At 38.2% G+C, this 15,111-nt stretch carries 14 protein-coding genes and 4 tRNA genes; 15 read left to right on the plus strand and 3 right to left on the minus strand.

Annotation, left to right across the window (positions count from 1 at the left end):
• Positions 1 to 153 precede the first annotated feature (153 nt).
• From NE363_RS06125 to NE363_RS06160, 8 genes are all read left to right on the plus strand, one after another.
• On the plus strand, positions 154 to 1,662 hold the full coding sequence (locus NE363_RS06125; protein ID WP_004700599.1) for a DUF3336 domain-containing protein: 1,509 nt from the start codon (positions 154 to 156) through the stop codon (positions 1,660 to 1,662).
• Positions 1,649 to 2,455 carry a protein kinase domain-containing protein gene (locus NE363_RS06130; RefSeq protein ID WP_445536036.1) on the plus strand — a complete coding sequence of 269 codons (807 nt, stop codon included), beginning with the start codon at positions 1,649 to 1,651 and terminating at the stop codon, positions 2,453 to 2,455. Before NE363_RS06125 ends, NE363_RS06130 begins: the two co-directional genes overlap by 14 nt.
• A 102-nt stretch (positions 2,456 to 2,557) precedes the next feature.
• A tRNA-Leu gene (locus NE363_RS06135) sits at positions 2,558 to 2,642 on the plus strand.
• Positions 2,643 to 2,695: 53 nt separating this feature from the next.
• Positions 2,696 to 2,769, plus strand: a tRNA-Trp gene (locus NE363_RS06140).
• A 27-nt stretch (positions 2,770 to 2,796) separates the two neighbouring features.
• Positions 2,797 to 2,881, plus strand: a tRNA-Leu gene (locus tag NE363_RS06145).
• Positions 2,882 to 2,948: 67 nt separating this feature from the next.
• Positions 2,949 to 3,022: transfer RNA gene (locus NE363_RS06150), tRNA-Trp, on the plus strand.
• A gap of 208 nt (positions 3,023 to 3,230) precedes the next feature.
• Entirely contained in the window at positions 3,231 to 3,614 is a 384-nt protein-coding gene (locus NE363_RS06155; protein ID WP_445536037.1) for a hypothetical protein, read from the plus strand.
• 775 nt (positions 3,615 to 4,389) lie between these two features.
• Positions 4,390 to 4,956, plus strand: a complete 567-nt coding sequence (locus tag NE363_RS06160; protein ID WP_445536038.1) for a TetR/AcrR family transcriptional regulator — start codon at positions 4,390 to 4,392, stop codon at positions 4,954 to 4,956.
• 150 nt (positions 4,957 to 5,106) lie between these two features.
• Here NE363_RS06160 and NE363_RS06165 read toward each other — a convergent pair whose 3' ends face one another.
• Positions 5,107 to 5,457, minus strand: a complete 351-nt coding sequence (locus tag NE363_RS06165; RefSeq protein WP_019458425.1) for a hypothetical protein — start codon at positions 5,455 to 5,457, stop codon at positions 5,107 to 5,109.
• 72 nt (positions 5,458 to 5,529) lie between these two features.
• The gene (locus NE363_RS06170) at positions 5,530 to 6,447 is read right to left on the minus strand and encodes a LysR family transcriptional regulator (protein ID WP_445536039.1); all 918 of its coding nucleotides are present in this window, start codon (positions 6,445 to 6,447) and stop codon (positions 5,530 to 5,532) included.
• 97 nt (positions 6,448 to 6,544) lie between these two features.
• On the opposite strand from NE363_RS06170, the gene NE363_RS06175 reads away from it, so the two are divergent.
• From NE363_RS06175 to NE363_RS06185, 3 genes are all read left to right on the plus strand, one after another.
• Entirely contained in the window at positions 6,545 to 7,927 is a 1,383-nt protein-coding gene (locus NE363_RS06175) for an aspartate aminotransferase family protein (RefSeq protein ID WP_081401262.1), read from the plus strand.
• Positions 7,928 to 8,033: 106 nt separating this feature from the next.
• On the plus strand, positions 8,034 to 9,602 hold the full coding sequence (locus NE363_RS06180) for a CoA-acylating methylmalonate-semialdehyde dehydrogenase (protein WP_174745743.1): 1,569 nt from the start codon (positions 8,034 to 8,036) through the stop codon (positions 9,600 to 9,602).
• 103 nt (positions 9,603 to 9,705) lie between these two features.
• Positions 9,706 to 11,103: an amino acid permease gene (locus tag NE363_RS06185; protein ID WP_445536040.1), complete on the plus strand. Its 1,398-nt coding sequence runs from the start codon at positions 9,706 to 9,708 to the stop codon at positions 11,101 to 11,103.
• A 146-nt stretch (positions 11,104 to 11,249) separates the two neighbouring features.
• Here NE363_RS06185 and NE363_RS06190 read toward each other — a convergent pair whose 3' ends face one another.
• Positions 11,250 to 11,483 carry a DUF2171 domain-containing protein gene (locus tag NE363_RS06190; protein ID WP_049066400.1) on the minus strand — a complete coding sequence of 78 codons (234 nt, stop codon included), beginning with the start codon at positions 11,481 to 11,483 and terminating at the stop codon, positions 11,250 to 11,252.
• Between the two features lie 299 nt (positions 11,484 to 11,782).
• On the opposite strand from NE363_RS06190, the gene NE363_RS06195 reads away from it, so the two are divergent.
• The 4 genes from NE363_RS06195 to NE363_RS06210 are packed head-to-tail and all read left to right on the plus strand — an operon-like array spanning position 11,783 to position 14,754.
• Complete coding sequence (locus tag NE363_RS06195) at positions 11,783 to 12,757, plus strand: acyl-CoA dehydrogenase (RefSeq protein ID WP_445536041.1); 975 nt, start codon at positions 11,783 to 11,785, stop codon at positions 12,755 to 12,757.
• Positions 12,745 to 13,539 carry a PIG-L deacetylase family protein gene (locus NE363_RS06200; protein WP_445536042.1) on the plus strand — a complete coding sequence of 265 codons (795 nt, stop codon included), beginning with the start codon at positions 12,745 to 12,747 and terminating at the stop codon, positions 13,537 to 13,539. The genes NE363_RS06195 and NE363_RS06200 overlap by 13 nt, the downstream gene beginning before the upstream one ends.
• Positions 13,514 to 14,113, plus strand: coding sequence for a class I SAM-dependent methyltransferase (locus tag NE363_RS06205; RefSeq protein WP_445536043.1), 600 nt, complete (start codon positions 13,514 to 13,516; stop codon positions 14,111 to 14,113). Before NE363_RS06200 ends, NE363_RS06205 begins: the two co-directional genes overlap by 26 nt.
• Positions 14,110 to 14,754, plus strand: a complete 645-nt coding sequence (locus NE363_RS06210; protein ID WP_445536044.1) for a glycosyltransferase — start codon at positions 14,110 to 14,112, stop codon at positions 14,752 to 14,754. Before NE363_RS06205 ends, NE363_RS06210 begins: the two co-directional genes overlap by 4 nt.
• The last annotated feature ends 357 nt before the right edge of the window (positions 14,755 to 15,111 follow it).

Raw genomic sequence — 15,111 nt, forward strand, 5'->3', positions numbered from 1 at the left:
ATTTACTAGGATACTAACACCGAAATTTGCAAGCTGACAAAAAAGATACTGCCAATCTAGTTTATCTGTTTTGCAATTGATTGAAATGTTCAGACCGCGCATAGTGTTGTCATGTCTATTCAGTAAAATCATCTGTGAAGATGAGGACGAAATATGTTTGAAAAAATACGAAGTGATATGAATCCGCATCAGGCTTACCGTATCAAAAAATTACAACGTCAATTAGACATGGCTGAATCTTATGAAGAGTGGAAGTCTTTTGCATTAAAACTGGATGAAGAAACAGGTGCACAAGAGTGGAAGTTCGATAATAGTTCACCTTATTTTGATGCTGAGCTCATTTCTTATCGTTACACCTTACTGAAAAGATATCGTCAGCAACATCGTACTTTAGATTTGATTTATCTTTTAAAAGAAGGGCTAACTTACGATATTGCAAATATTGGTCACCCTATGTTGTTTGCTGCAACGCATGTAGGTACAAAAAAATTAATTGAAGATTATATCGAAGAAGTCAGCCAAAGCTTGGCTTACATTGCTTCTAGTGAATGTATTACCTTTCAAAGAAAAGAAAAAATAGAGTTTTTTGAAAATTGTGAAAAAGCATATGGACAACCCGCGCTTATGTTTTCGGGTGGTGCAACTTTAGGTCTTTTTCACACAGGCGTATGTAAGGCATTAATTGAACAAGACTTAATGCCAAAAGTGCTATCCGGCTCAAGTGCTGGCGCGATTATGACAGGCATGCTAGGAACTTCTGCCAGTGAAGACGTTCAAAACTTGTTAAATGGCGAGCAATTTTTTAGTGATGCGTTTCATTTTAGAAAGCTTCGTGAACTTATAAAAGGGAATGGGGGCATTGCGGATGTCCACTATTTGAAAAAATTCCTTATCGAAAACTTAGGCGATTTGACTTTTGAAGAAGCATTTAAAAAATCGGGTTTAAATATTAATGTCGCAGTTGCACCGTATGATGCAACAGAAAATCCGCGAATTATGAATGCAATTATGACACCCAACGTTTTGGTTTGGAGTGCTGTATTGGCTTCTTGTGCTGTGCCAGTTTTATTTCCACCTGTGCGTTTAACCAGTAAGCGTTATGATGGTGAACATACACCTTATATGGCAAATACAAAATGGGTCGATGGCAGTGTGCGCAGTGACTTTCCACAAGAAAGAATGGCAAGGCTTTATAATTTAAACTACACCATTGCCAGTCAAGTGAATCCGCATGTTGTACCATTTATGCAAGATGATGCACACCGTTTCCGTAAAGATCTTTTAAGTTGGCCAGAACGAATTTTAAGACGCCAAGGTAAAGTCCTGTCTATGGGAGTAATGGACTTTACCCGTCAAAGACTCGGTGCTATTTCTCCAGTAAGAAGACTGCTTGATCATGGATATGGGGTAATAGGGCAGCGCTACTATGGTGATGTCAATATTATTGCTAAATATGGCTTAAAACATTATGCCTATACATTGCAAAACCCTCGTCCGCATTTGTTTAAGCGTTTACAACGAGAAGGTGAGCGGGCGACTTGGCCGAAAATTTCTTCTATAGAAACTCATGCACGTATTGGTAAAACTATTCAGCATTGTTTAGAAGTGCTACGTTTTGAAGAAAAGAGACAACAACCAGAGTCTTATTATGCTGAAGCATGATTTTGCTTCTCATATAGAAAATCTAAAAAGTGTGACAAAACCTAAAAGTGCAGATTTAGGGCGGCATCTATGGACATGTACTATAGATGCCCATCACTACTGGCTAAAATATCAAGTGCCACACGTATATGCTCAAAATGAGCAAGATTTTTTGCATGAATTGCAATTTTATGAAGATATTCAGCATAAAAACGCAAATTGGCTTTTACCATTTAAAATAGTTGATGCCGACACTGTTTCCCAACTACAACAACATGAAGGGAAAATATTAATTTTGCCGGATACAGAAGACTGGTTTGATCGTTCCATCCCAAAGCAAAACTTAAAAGATATTTATGAGACTGTCTTTACCGCACTTAAGGCTTTAACAGCGCTTCATGAGTTGGGATGGATTCATGGAGATATAAAAAGGGAACACTTTCGAAAGTTTGAACAGCAGCTCTATTTAATTGATTTTGAAAAAACACGGCGTATATCGAGTCCTGACTCAATCGTTGATGCTACCCCAAGATATATGGCTCCTGAACTGTTCCATGGAGCAAGTAAGAGTATACAAAGCGATTTATATGCCTTTGGAATTGTTTTGTATGAATGGTTAAGCCAAATGCGTTTACAAGCAAATAGTTATCATGATTGGGCTGTATTGCATTGTCAAAATTTAGACATTCAGCTACCTGATTCAGTTCAAATTTTTTACCCTTTACTGGCGGGATTATTGCAAAAACAACAGAAAAATCGGTTTTCAAATGCATTTGAAGCGATAAATTGTTTAAAAGTACATTCAAACTTATAAAAATCATTGATCTAGTATCTGTATACAATTTACACGGTCAGTTTTTTTTAGAAAAAAAACACTTGTCACTGTTAGATCTTATCGCTAATATACACAGCCATCGGGGGCGTGGCGAAATTGGTAGACGCACTGGATTTAGGTTCCAGCGCCGCAAGGTGTAAGAGTTCGAGTCTCTTCGCCCCCACCACTTTAAGTTAAAACTTAAAGTTGATTTGAATGTTAAGTCATTTAAATCTTGGAAGAGGATTGGTGTAATGGTAGCATGACGGTCTCCAAAACCGTTCGTCAAGGTTCGAATCCTTGATCCTCTGCCACATTTATTTTAAATAAATGTCCCAGATGGGGGCGTGGCGAAATTGGTAGACGCACTGGATTTAGGTTCCAGCGCCGCAAGGTGTAAGAGTTCGAGTCTCTTCGCCCCCACCATTGAAAAAAGCAAGACGACGATCTTGCTTTTTTTATGATTAAATCTAAAGGGTTTAATTGTATATATAGAGGATTGGTGTAATGGTAGCATGACGGTCTCCAAAACCGTTCGTCAAGGTTCGAGTCCTTGATCCTCTGCCAAGATTCAAAAAGCTCCTATTACGGGAGCTTTTTTTTATTTTAGTCGAAGAAAAAATTCATAAAGATCATTTCAAGATTTTAGATTTAAGTATGTTTTTAAATGGTACTGGTTAGTGTACAGTTATTGAAAACTCTATATATGCGGAACCAAATCCTAATTTGTGGGATCCATCCGGATCCTGATGAATATTAAAGCTATGGATAAAACATGAATTCAATAAATCGCAGTAGTAAGTTCTTTTTTGCAGTTTTTCTGATGATGAGTCTTTCAAATACATATGCAGCAAAGACACAGGTTGAAGAGGTTGATGCTATGGAAGCTGCTGGAGCAGAAGTGGCAGAAGCGGGTGGAGCTGATGTTAGTGGAGTAGAGGTTGAATGTGGTGCTGATGGAGCTTGTTATGGTGTAACTTCTGTAGCTCCTGTTTCTGAGGATGAAAGGTACGGTGGTATTGAACAGAAATATGTTGTAAAAGGCTGTAAAGTAACGGTCTACAATGATGGGCCAGTGAAAATGGTTGATGTAAAGACGGATCAACCATGTGATGCTCCACTTCCTAAAGGTCATAAATTCTCTAAAAAGAACCATTAATTATTTTATTTGGCATCTTTAAACGGGTGCTATTGAAATGAATTTACCAAGCCTCAAGCCAACTGAGAGTACGAGGCTTATTTTTCATATCCATTCTAATTAGGTACTACATAAATAGCCCAATCTTTTATTGCTGAACGCAATTATTTTAAAAAACGCATAAAAATAACAACATCTGATTTTACCCATAGATTTTGTAGTTCATCTTAAAACCCACTGATTTATCAAATACTTTGTCTGTTTTATTTTAAAACAGTTGTCACTTTTTGTGCTTGACGATAAATAGAGTGACTATTATTCTTTGCGTGCTGGCCTACATCGCCAGTCGGTTGTCGCAGACCGAATCAAACGAGCATTAAAAGATTCTTCTTTTAGTGTGTACACCCTCGTGCCCCCTCTATGGTGGAACGGAGGGGGACACCTTTGGGTGTGCTGGCCTCGTTTGACCAGTCTGCGAACCCCCTTCGTTCTGCCACCATAATTTTAATGTCTGGCAGAACTCCCAATAAAAAGGAGTTGGCTTTGCACATTCACTATTTCTTGGCAGCCTTTGTCAAAAGCTATAACAACACAACTTAGTTTATTAACGAGTTTGATCGCCATTAGGTTTATCAAGCTTTAAATCGTCACGACCAAAAATTTAGCAACTATAAAACTCGAGATGTGCCAAGCACAGTCTTTATGGGTTTTGCTGTGCCTTTTTTTCTCCCAGAAAGGGCACAGATTTTTTAACTCATTTATATACAACAAAAATTTATTTTATAACGGTAAAACTATGCCAAATTTAACATTCCCACCACGTGCTTTTGAAGTTGTAAAAAAAGGGATTCATCTTTTCCATCACGGTGGATTTCACACAGTTGGCGTCGACAAGATTGTGAGGGAAACAGAAGTTACAAAAATGACGTTTTATAATTATTTTCACTCTAAAGAGCGCTTCATTGAAATCTGTTTAATCGTGCAAAAAGAACGTCTTCAAGAACAAGTGATTGAAATGGTCGAATATGACCACGCTACAAGTACACTAGATAAACTTAAGAAGCTGTACTTTTTACATAGCGATATAGAAGGGCCATATTACATATTATTTAAGGCCATTTTTGAAACAAAAATTAGCTATCCAAACGCTTTTCAGACCGCAGCGAGATATAGAATGTGGCTTATCAATGAAATTTATAGCCATCTCAGACAGTTAAAAACCGATGCAACATTTAATGAGGCCAGACTCTTTTTATATATGATTGAAGGCACGATTATTCAATTGTTAGATAACTGCAATGTGGCTGAAACAGAGAAGGTACTGGATTACTTTTTACTAAAGCTTGGTTTGGTTTATTCTTGAGATTATAAATGTAACTATATGCATAAAGTGAGGCTTAAGCTGATATTAATTTAGCTTTAGTCTCTTATGAAACTAAAGCTAATAAATTATAAATTTAGGTCATCAAAAAATTACTAGAGGCTTCTAAAAAACAATATTGTAAATAAAACTTTATTCAATATTTTCATATTCTGGTAGTTCTCCCCACTGCCAACGTTTTTTAGTCGTTAGAACTAAAATGGTAATACCCAAAATTGTACCGATCGGGAATCCAAGCAATAGTAATACTCCAACACCCTGTGATAAATTTTTGCCCGATTCAGTCCCTTTAGATACTTCATTTGAAGCTCTAAAGTGTAAAGCACCTAAGCCTGCATAAATGGCAAGAACAAAAACAGAAAAAATTAAGTTTTCTTTTTTTACTCCATAATTTGCCAGTAGGAAAATTGCTATGATCAACATTAAAATATAAAAGCCTGTTACACAGCGATGAACGTAAAATAAATTTTTATTTAAATGCATATTTACTTACTTTTCTAACTATTTATGTGATTTTATCAAATTGTTAAGTAAAATTGTCATGCCTAAATATTTTTAATCACTGCTGATTCTTTTCTCAAGCATATCTACAAATGTTTTTAAAATATTATTGTGGTTCTTACCCTTATGAGTAATTAAACATATAGGGGTACTGTAGTGCATTTTATCTTTTAAAACAGGTTGCATCACACCATCTTCAACCCATTTTTTTGCATAGTGGTCGGGTAAAAAACCTAAAAATTTGCCAGTTAAAATAAGAAAGGCAATACCTTCGCGGTCACTTGCGGTCGCTTTACAGTCTAAAAGCTGATGTAGCTTTGCGGCTTCTGAGGTAATGGCATAATTAGGAAGAATGGCTTGCCATTTTTTTAATTCATTTAAATTAATATTGCTACATTGGTTAAATAAAGGATGGTTTTTGCCACAATATAAAAATGAACTTTCACTATATAAATCAAAATAGTCTAAACCAGACAAAGGCGTTACAAGGGGAATAACACCCGCATGCAAACGGTTATCGAGCACACGGCACTCAATATCTGAAAGGGTGCTCATACTAATATTAATAATAACTTCGACATGCTCTTCGGCAAGTTGAGTCAAGGTGTTGGTGATATAGCCTCTAGGCATAGTCACAAGGTTGTTAATAATCCCGATATTAAACTCACCCTTAAGGCGGTTATGCATTTGGTTGACTTTAGAGCGGAAGTCTTCAATCGCTGCTGTGAGCACTTCAATATATTCTAAAATTTCCCGTCCTTCATCGGTGAGGGCAAATCCGGCACGGCCTCGCTGGCACAGCCGAATGCCCAAACGATTTTCTAAATCACTCATATGCAAACTAATTGCAGAGCGGCTAATACCTAAAATACTTTCGGCAGATGTAAAGCTGTGACAGTCGCAAACCGTTTTAAAAATTTTGAGAAGTTTTATATCAAAATCAGTAACTTGATTTAATTTTTTAGGTTTCATTTAGTTTTGTTTTTTTAAATCTAAACTCAAGATAATTTGAATTTATCAAACTTATGTCGCTATGTACACTCAAACCATAATTTGAAAATAAACAGGAATGGTTATGTTTGATACGGATAAATTTAGCGACTCTGAGCATACTTTAGATGCGGTTCAACCTAATAATAATATGCATATAAATTATCAGGCACACTGGATGCCTTTCTCTGCAAATCGAAACTTTGCTAAAGACCCGCGCATGATCGTCGGTGCAAAAGGGTCATACTTGATTGATGATTCAGGCCGTGAAATTTATGACTCACTTTCGGGCTTATGGACGTGTGGTGCTGGTCATACCTTACCCGAAATTCAACAAGCGGTAAGTGCTCAGTTAGGTCAGCTAGACTACTCGCCAGCTTTTCAGTTCGGTCATCCGTTGTCTTTTAAGCTGGCAGATAAAATTGTTCAGCACATGCCTGAAAAACTACAACACGTTTTCTTTACCAACTCAGGTTCAGAGTCGGCAGATACGTCTATCAAAATGGCACGTGCCTATTGGCGCATTAAAGGTAAGCCAAGCAAAACCAAATTGATTGGTCGCGCCCGTGGCTATCATGGGGTAAATGTTGCGGGGACAAGCCTAGGTGGGATTGGCGGCAACCGCAAAATGTTTGGTCAGCTTATGGATGTAGACCATTTACCGCATACCTTGCAGCCAAATTTAACTTTTACCAAAGGCTGTGCAGAAACAGGCGGGGTAGAACTTGCCAATGAAATGCTTAAGTTAATTGAGCTACACGATGCTTCAAATATTGCAGCCGTCATTGTAGAGCCTATTTCTGGTTCGGCGGGTTGTATTGTGCCGCCAACGGGTTATTTACAACGTTTAAGAGAGATCTGCGACCAGCATGACATCTTGTTAATTTTTGATGAGGTGATTACAGGTTTTGGCCGTTTAGGAACGTGGACAGGGGCAGAGTACTTTGGGGTAACACCAGATATTTTGAACTTTGCGAAACAGGTGACCAATGGTGCTATTCCTTTAGGTGGTGTGGTGGCAAGCCATGAAATTTACTCAGCCTTTATGCAGCAAGATCTACCAGAGCATGCTATTGAATTTACTCACGGCTATACCTATTCAGCACATCCGGTTGCTTGTGCGGCTGCTTTAGCTGCGCTTGAAGTTTTAGAAAAGAAAAACTTATTAGCTCAATCGGCGGCGTTGGCTCCAAGTTTTGAAAAAATGTTGCATGGTTTAAAAGGCGCACCGCACATTTTAGATATTCGCAACTGTGGCTTGATTGGTGCGTTGCAGTTAGCTCCGCGTGATGGCGATGCCACCATTCGAGGCTTTGAACTCGGTATGAAACTCTGGAAAGAAGGATTCTATGTTCGCTTTGGGGGTGACACGCTTCAGTTCGGTCCAATGTTTAACAGCACTGAGGCTGATATTGACCGCTTAATGAATGCCGTGGGCGATGCGCTTTATCAAGTGAAATAAGGCTTAGAGACATTTCATGGGTATCTATAACGGTAATAGATGCTTTTTAAGAACTAAATGAAAATACAGTTTGATCTGAAATTAATTGTAGTAAGGAGTAACAACAATGACAAATGGCCTAGAAGATTTTAGCTATGAAGAAGTTTCAACTGAAAATGGTACGCATAGTGAACAAGCCAAAAAAGTGCTAGGGCATTTCATTCAAGGAAGAATTGTATCTAAAACGGCAAGAAAACAGCCAGTTTACAATCCTGCGACGGGTGAAATTAGTAAAGAAGTCGAAATTGCAGATGCCCAAACGGTAAATGAAGCAGTTCAAGTAGCCGAACAAGCATTTCCTGCATGGCGTGATACACCGGTTATTAAACGTGCGCGTGTCATGTTCAAGTTCAAACAATTATTAGAACAAAATGCAGAAAAGATTTGCGCTTTGATTGGGCAAGAGCACGGTAAAATTTCTCATGATGCTCAAGGTGAATTACAACGTGGTATAGAAAATGTTGAATATGCTTGCGGTGCACCAGAGCTTTTAAAAGGGGAGTTTTCAAAAAATGTCGGTCCAGATATCGACTCATGGAGCGAGTTCCAACCGTTAGGTGTTGTCGCTGGTATTACGCCTTTTAACTTCCCAGCCATGGTCGCTTTATGGATGTTCCCAATGGCACTAGTCTGCGGTAACTGCTTTATTTTAAAACCTTCTGAAAAAGCGCCTTCTGTGGTTTTATACCTCGCAGAATTATTAAAACAAGCGGGTTTACCTGACGGCGTGTTTAATGTGGTGAATGGTGACAAAGAGGCGGTAGATGCCTTATTGCATCATCCGCGTATTCAGGCAGTCAGCTTTGTAGGTTCGACGCCAATTGCTGAATATATTTACCGTACAGCGACTTCAACAGGTAAACGTTGCCAAGCATTAGGCGGTGCAAAAAACCACGCGATTATCATGCCTGATGCCGATATTGATAACGTAGTCACTTCATTGCTAGGTGCTGCTTTTGGCTCTTCTGGCGAACGTTGTATGGCACTTTCGGTTGCGGTTGCTATTGGCGATGAAGTTGCCGATGTTGTGATTGATAAGCTGACTCAAGAAATGAAAAAATTGAAGTTCGGTAACTATGCCGATGCAAGTAACGACTTTGGTCCGCTTATTACCCAAGCGCACAAAGACAAAGTACAGGCTTATATTCAAAGTGCAGAACAGCAAGGCGCAAAAATTGTGGTAGATGGCCGTGATGCAAAACCAACAGGCTACGAAAAAGGTTTCTTTGTTGGACCAACTTTAATTGATCAAGTCACTCCAAACATGACCAGCTACCAGCAAGAAATTTTTGGTCCTGTGTTGCAAGTTATGCGTGTGAATAGTATGCAAGAAGCGATGCAACTGATTAATGACCATGAATATGGCAACGGTACTTGTATCTATACCCGTGATGGGGAAGCAGCACGCTATTTTAGCAGCCACATTCAAGTGGGTATGGTCGGTATTAATGTGCCTTTACCAGTACCTGTTGCTTACCATAGCTTTGGTGGTTGGAAACGTTCGTTGTTTGGTGATTTACATGCGTATGGTCCAGATGGCGTCCGTTTCTACACACGCCGTAAAACCATTACACAGCGCTGGCCTTCGACTCAAGTCCGTGAAGCAAAACAGTTCTCAATGCCAACTTTAAATTAATTATTGCAACAAGGGGAAAACATTAGGTTTTCCCTTTTTCATAACATAGGATTTTGAACATGTAATAGATTGTTTTTATGGATATATTTTTAAGGAATGAAATATGAATAATGATAGAACAAAAAAATTAGGCGAAGGACTTTCAAATCGCCATATCACAATGATTAGTATTGGCGGTGTTATTGGCGCAGGTTTATTTGTCGGTTCATCTTCTGCAATTGCCAAAGCAGGCCCCGCAGTGATTCTTGCATACCTGATTACCAGCATTATGGTATTTCTGGTGATGCGCATGTTAGGTGAAATGGCCGTTTTAGAGCCAGACACTGGTTCATTTTCTACCTATGCCCGTAAAGCAATTGGCCCGTGGGCAGGGTTTACGATTGGTTGGTTATATTGGTGGTTTTGGGTGCTTGCGATTCCGGTAGAAGCCATCGCAGGGGCTGAAATTTTACATTCGTGGTTTCCGGGTGTTTCAGTTTCTATTTATGCATTTTGCTTTATTGTGTTCTTAAGCTTAGCCAACTTTTTTAGTACCAAAAGTTTTGGCGAGTTTGAGTTCTGGTTTTCATTAGTCAAAGTCGTTGCCATTATTGGCTTCATTATTATTGGTATTTTGGCAATTTCAGGTGTTTGGCCTTTAGCTAAAAATGTTAGCGGTGTTGCCAATTTATATAACAACGCTGGTTTTATGCCGCACGGTATGGGAGGTATTTTATCTGCCATTTTAATTACGGCATTTTCATTTTTTGGGGTAGAAATTGTCTCGATTGCCGCGGCAGAGTCATCCAACCCTAAACAGAAAATTAGACGTGCCACCAATTTGGTGCTGTACCGTATTATTCTTTTCTTTGTGGTCTCAATGTTTATTGCCGTTTCACTTGTCGATTGGCGTTCACCGGACTTACAGAAGTACGGGACATTCCAATACGTTTTAATGAGCTTAAACGTACCGGGTACTAAACTTATTATTGATACGGTTGTGTTTATCGCCGTGGCAAGCTGTATGAATGCTGCAATTTATACGTCTTCTCGTATGTTATTCCGCTTAGGAACACGCAATGAAGCACCGCAGGCAGTCACTAAAGTGAATTATGCGGGTGTACCAGCAATTGCGGTGTTTTCCTCAACATTTATTGGTTTAGTGTGCTGTGTTATTAACTATGTATTTCCAGGAAAAGTATTTAGCTTATTGCTCTCAAGTACAGGGTCAATTGCGTTGCTGGTGTACTTAGTTATTGCGTTCTCACAGTTACGTTTAAGACATAAGCTAGAGGCAGTTGGAGCGGAAGTTCCATTTAAAATGTGGTTATTTCCATGGCTGACTTGGTTTGTGATTATCATTATTTTAAGTGTGCTCGCTTATATGTTCTTATCACCTGCATATAGTTATGAAACAACTTTATCTTTAGGTGTGACTTTGGCTGTGGTGGTTTGCGGATTGGTTGTGACCCGAAAGCGTAAAGAAACCCGTTCGGTTGCTATAAATCAGAGTAATTTATAAAAATATTAAATAAAATTTTAATGATATAAATAAAAAGCTCCTTAATGAAAAAGGAGCTTTTTATTTTTTAAGTCTGATATTTTTATTTTAGTTGTTATTTATATTTTAAATAGGCGGCAGAGTTATAAAATAACTCTGCCAAAGACTTAAATCGCTTGCCAGTTTTCTTTAACTTCTTGTGAATTTTTATTTAAAATCACTTGATCATCTTTTACCTCACCAATCCAAGACGTTGGAATAAGGTGGTGTTGATCGTTTTCATCACGAGTAAGTTTTAACTGGTTTTCACCTTCAAGGTGATCGACAGTTCCTACTTTTGTGCCACAAGAAGCAATAACGTCGGCATGTTTTTTAATATCATTAATATTTAAAGTATTCATTTTTTGACCTCTTCTTTGGAAATAGAAAACCGTAGAAACTAAATTACTGGATAAAATCAGAGAAATCTTTGTTTTTTAATAAACCTTACATGATTATTTTATAATTTCACTTAAGCAATATAGTTAAATAACAATGAAATAAAAAGAAATATTCATTTAATAAAGATTGTATAAAATATCTTTTTATTACATTTTTTATCTTTAAATAAACAGAATTATTTCGATATGTTTAAGTGAATACTTTTGAATAATTATTTGTAATGAATATTAAAATATCTATAAATATGAAAATCTTGAGTATGTTGAATGAGTTTGAAGATACTCATGCTGAAAACAAAAGTCAGCTACGCCAAGATTTACTCTACAAATTGGTAGATTTGGCTAAAAATTTACCCTATCCCGCATCAGGTCAAACCTATCAGCGGTGGCAAATGTTTGCTCAAATTGCAGGGTACGACTTAAGTCTTGCTAAATTATTTGAGTCGCATTGTGATGCTTTAAGTATTTTAAATGAACTGGGTTATCAAGCTGAAATAGACAACCAGACTTGGGCAATATGGGCAGCAGAGGGTGGGCCTGTACCCATACAAGTAGAGAACAATCACTGTAGCGGTATCAAAACTTGGTGTTCAGGTGCTGAGTTTATTCAAAAAGCCTTAATGAGCTATAGGGACAAACAAGGTCAAGCACAGCTTTGTATTGTTGAATTGGCTCATCCTTCGGTTCAGGTTGACCTCAGCCACTGGCAAGCAGTCGGCATGTGGGGAACTCAAACAGCCCAAGTACATTTTGACAATACTCCCGTTACTGTTATAGGTCAGCCAAATCGCTATTTGGAGCGTCCCGGATTTTGGCATGGTGCCGCTGGTGTCGCTGCGTGTTGGTATGGTGCGGCGGTACGCTTAGTTGGCTTTCTACATGAAAGCTGCAAACTTAATCCAAACGCATTTAAAAAAATGTATTTAGGAGAGCTAGCTCAACAGCTTTCTGTAACCAAACAGTATTTTCAATATATTGCCAAGCTTATAGATGATGAGCCTATGCTCAGCCATGAGCGTGAAATCCGTATATTACGTGCCCAAACAGAACAATGCTGCCAGAGTGTTATTCAAATCGTTGGTAAAGCTTTAGGCGCAAGGCCTTATTGTGAAGAAGCTATATTTTCTCAGCTCATTGCTGATTTGCCCGTCTTTATTCGACAGAGCCATGCAGCTTTTGACTATGAGTCTATTGCAGAACTCTGTTTGTCGGAGAAAAGCTTATGGGAACTGTAAAGCATCCCTTGGTCGAGGACCGCGTGATTTCAGGCGAGGGTACATCGAAGTTCAGATGGCTAGAGGCATTTAAAAAGCAGCCTTTAGATGGGCTGAATTTACAGTTATTTCAATCTAAAAGAGTTGTGATTGTTGCGCCGCATCCTGATGACGAAGTGCTGGGTTGTGGTGGTTTAATGCAACAGCTAGTCAAAGAAAACTGCCACATTATTATTTTGGCGGTCAGTAATGGAACGCAAAGCCATCCGCACTCAACAAAATACAGCCCCGACCAATTAAACGATTTACGGCCACAAGAAACTTTAGCTGCTTTGGATAGTCTAGGTGTGTCAGATCATTCTGAACGAATAGCTTTAAATCTTATGGATGGTCAGATTCATTTGCAGACTCGTCAGTTGAATCAAGCGCTCAGCAGAATCGTTCAGCCCGAAGATATTTTAGTTTGTAGCTATGAATTTGATGGTCATCCCGACCACGAAGCCGTCGGAAAAACGGTACAGGCCTTTGCAAAAGCTCATCAGTTACTCTGTCTACATGTATTGATTTGGGCATGGCATTGGGCAGAGCCTTTAGACTCACGGATTGATTGGTCTAAAGCAAAAGCTTATGCCCTAACGGAAAATCAGTTAATTAAAAAACATCAAGCGCTTATGCAGTTTAAAACACAACTTGAAGCCGATGAAAGCACTGGTAATTCCGCTGTTTTGTCTTCAAGTGCAATTAGCCGTCTTTTAATGCCTTATGAGGTATATCTGAGTGACTCATTCTCGTATGTATTTTGAGGAGTTGTATCGTACTAATAATGATCCGTGGGGCTATGATTATCACTGGTATGAAGCCCGTAAAAGACAAATCTGTCTTGCATTATTAACACGACCACATTATCAAAATGTTTTGGAAATTGGCTGTTCAAATGGGCATTTAAGTGTTCATTTGGCAAAACGTGCGGCTCATCTTTTATGTATTGATGTATCTGAACACGCCGTTCATTTAGCGACTCAGCGTTTACAATCATTTGAACATGTAACTATAGAAAATAGAAAAATCCCTGAAGAGTTGTACGAACAAAAATTTGACCTGATCGTGATTAGTGAAGTGGCGTATTACCTCACATGTGATGAGTTAGATGAGTTTATTAAAAAATTAAAGCATGCATTAAAGCCAGAAGGGGAAATTCTTTGTTGCCATTGGCGACACAATATTCAAGATTTTGAATTGAATGCGCAGCAAGTTCACCAAAGCTTTCAGCAATATTTTCCATTTCATCACTATTTAAGCCTAAACGATCCAGATTTTATGGTTGATGTTTGGACGGTTAGCACATCATCCATAGCTCAGCGAGAACAATTACGATGAAAATAGGTGTGGTAGTTCCAGCGCATAACGAAGAGCAATATTTGTCTGCCTGTTTACATTCGATTCAGGTTGCAATCGAAAGAGTTCCACATGAACAAATCGAGGTCATGGTTGTACTAGATAGCTGTACAGATATGTCGCGTTTAGTTGTACAGCGTTACGCAGTAAATTGGATTGAATGTGATTATAAATGCGTTGGCAAGGCTCGGGATTTGGGTATTCGCCAACTTATTCAAAATGGAGCAAGCTGGATTGCCTGTACAGATGCCGACACTATAGTTAGTTCAGACTGGTTAAGTTGTCAAATTCGGCATCAACCTACCGATGCAATTTGCGGTATTGTCACTTTAGATGATTTGAGTCATTTATCGGCTCAAAAACAAAAAAAGTATTTGTCACATTATCAAGATTGTATGGATCATCATCATATTCATGGTGCAAATTTAAGTTTTAGTGCTGCTGCTTCTATGCAAGTGGGTGGTTTTGAGTCCATCCCATGTCATGAGGATGTTTTACTGATTGAGAAACTGACCAGACATTGCTGCAATATTACTTGGAGTAATTTAGTGCGTGTAACGACCAGCAGTCGCTTGGAAGGCAGAGCACCTCAAGGTTTATCAATTTTTTTAGATAATCTTTAATTGTGATAATTTTATTAAGTTTATTTTAATAATTTCTATTTATTCTTAATATATATTCTCTGTTACACCGATTCTTTTAGTGTTTATTGCGTTACATCTTTTGCCACATCACCCGATGTGGTTTTTTTTATTAAAAAATAACTAAACTGCGACTTGTAATGTTCAAACAACTCAACAACCGTACTCTATATTTAGCACGATAAAACAAAAAATCTAGTACTAGGGATTTAATACATTTTTTAGCCTTGGGAGTTTGAGCGAAATTTGGGCTTTTATGAAAATACCTAAGGTTATGATTTTTATAAGAAAGAAATATAAAGTAATTCTAAGAAAGGTGTGTTAATTTGAAAATTCAAT

Source organism: Acinetobacter sp. G18 (assembly GCF_052660225.1).

What these genes read in the sequence shown, in the direction of transcription:
- NE363_RS06125 (WP_004700599.1), top strand. Translation starts at nt 154, where the DNA reads ATGTTTGAAAAAATACGAAGTGATATGAATCCGCATCAGGCTTACCGT.
- NE363_RS06130 (WP_445536036.1), top strand. Translation starts at nt 1,649, where the DNA reads ATGCTGAAGCATGATTTTGCTTCTCATATAGAAAATCTAAAAAGTGTG.
- NE363_RS06155 (WP_445536037.1), top strand. Translation starts at nt 3,231, where the DNA reads ATGAATTCAATAAATCGCAGTAGTAAGTTCTTTTTTGCAGTTTTTCTG.
- NE363_RS06160 (WP_445536038.1), top strand. Translation starts at nt 4,390, where the DNA reads ATGCCAAATTTAACATTCCCACCACGTGCTTTTGAAGTTGTAAAAAAA.
- NE363_RS06165 (WP_019458425.1), bottom strand. Translation starts at nt 5,457, where the DNA reads ATGCATTTAAATAAAAATTTATTTTACGTTCATCGCTGTGTAACAGGC.
- NE363_RS06170 (WP_445536039.1), bottom strand. Translation starts at nt 6,447, where the DNA reads ATGAAACCTAAAAAATTAAATCAAGTTACTGATTTTGATATAAAACTT.
- NE363_RS06175 (WP_081401262.1), top strand. Translation starts at nt 6,545, where the DNA reads ATGGTTATGTTTGATACGGATAAATTTAGCGACTCTGAGCATACTTTA.
- NE363_RS06180 (WP_174745743.1), top strand. Translation starts at nt 8,034, where the DNA reads ATGACAAATGGCCTAGAAGATTTTAGCTATGAAGAAGTTTCAACTGAA.
- NE363_RS06185 (WP_445536040.1), top strand. Translation starts at nt 9,706, where the DNA reads ATGAATAATGATAGAACAAAAAAATTAGGCGAAGGACTTTCAAATCGC.
- NE363_RS06190 (WP_049066400.1), bottom strand. Translation starts at nt 11,483, where the DNA reads ATGAATACTTTAAATATTAATGATATTAAAAAACATGCCGACGTTATT.
- NE363_RS06195 (WP_445536041.1), top strand. Translation starts at nt 11,783, where the DNA reads ATGTTGAATGAGTTTGAAGATACTCATGCTGAAAACAAAAGTCAGCTA.
- NE363_RS06200 (WP_445536042.1), top strand. Translation starts at nt 12,745, where the DNA reads ATGGGAACTGTAAAGCATCCCTTGGTCGAGGACCGCGTGATTTCAGGC.
- NE363_RS06210 (WP_445536044.1), top strand. Translation starts at nt 14,110, where the DNA reads ATGAAAATAGGTGTGGTAGTTCCAGCGCATAACGAAGAGCAATATTTG.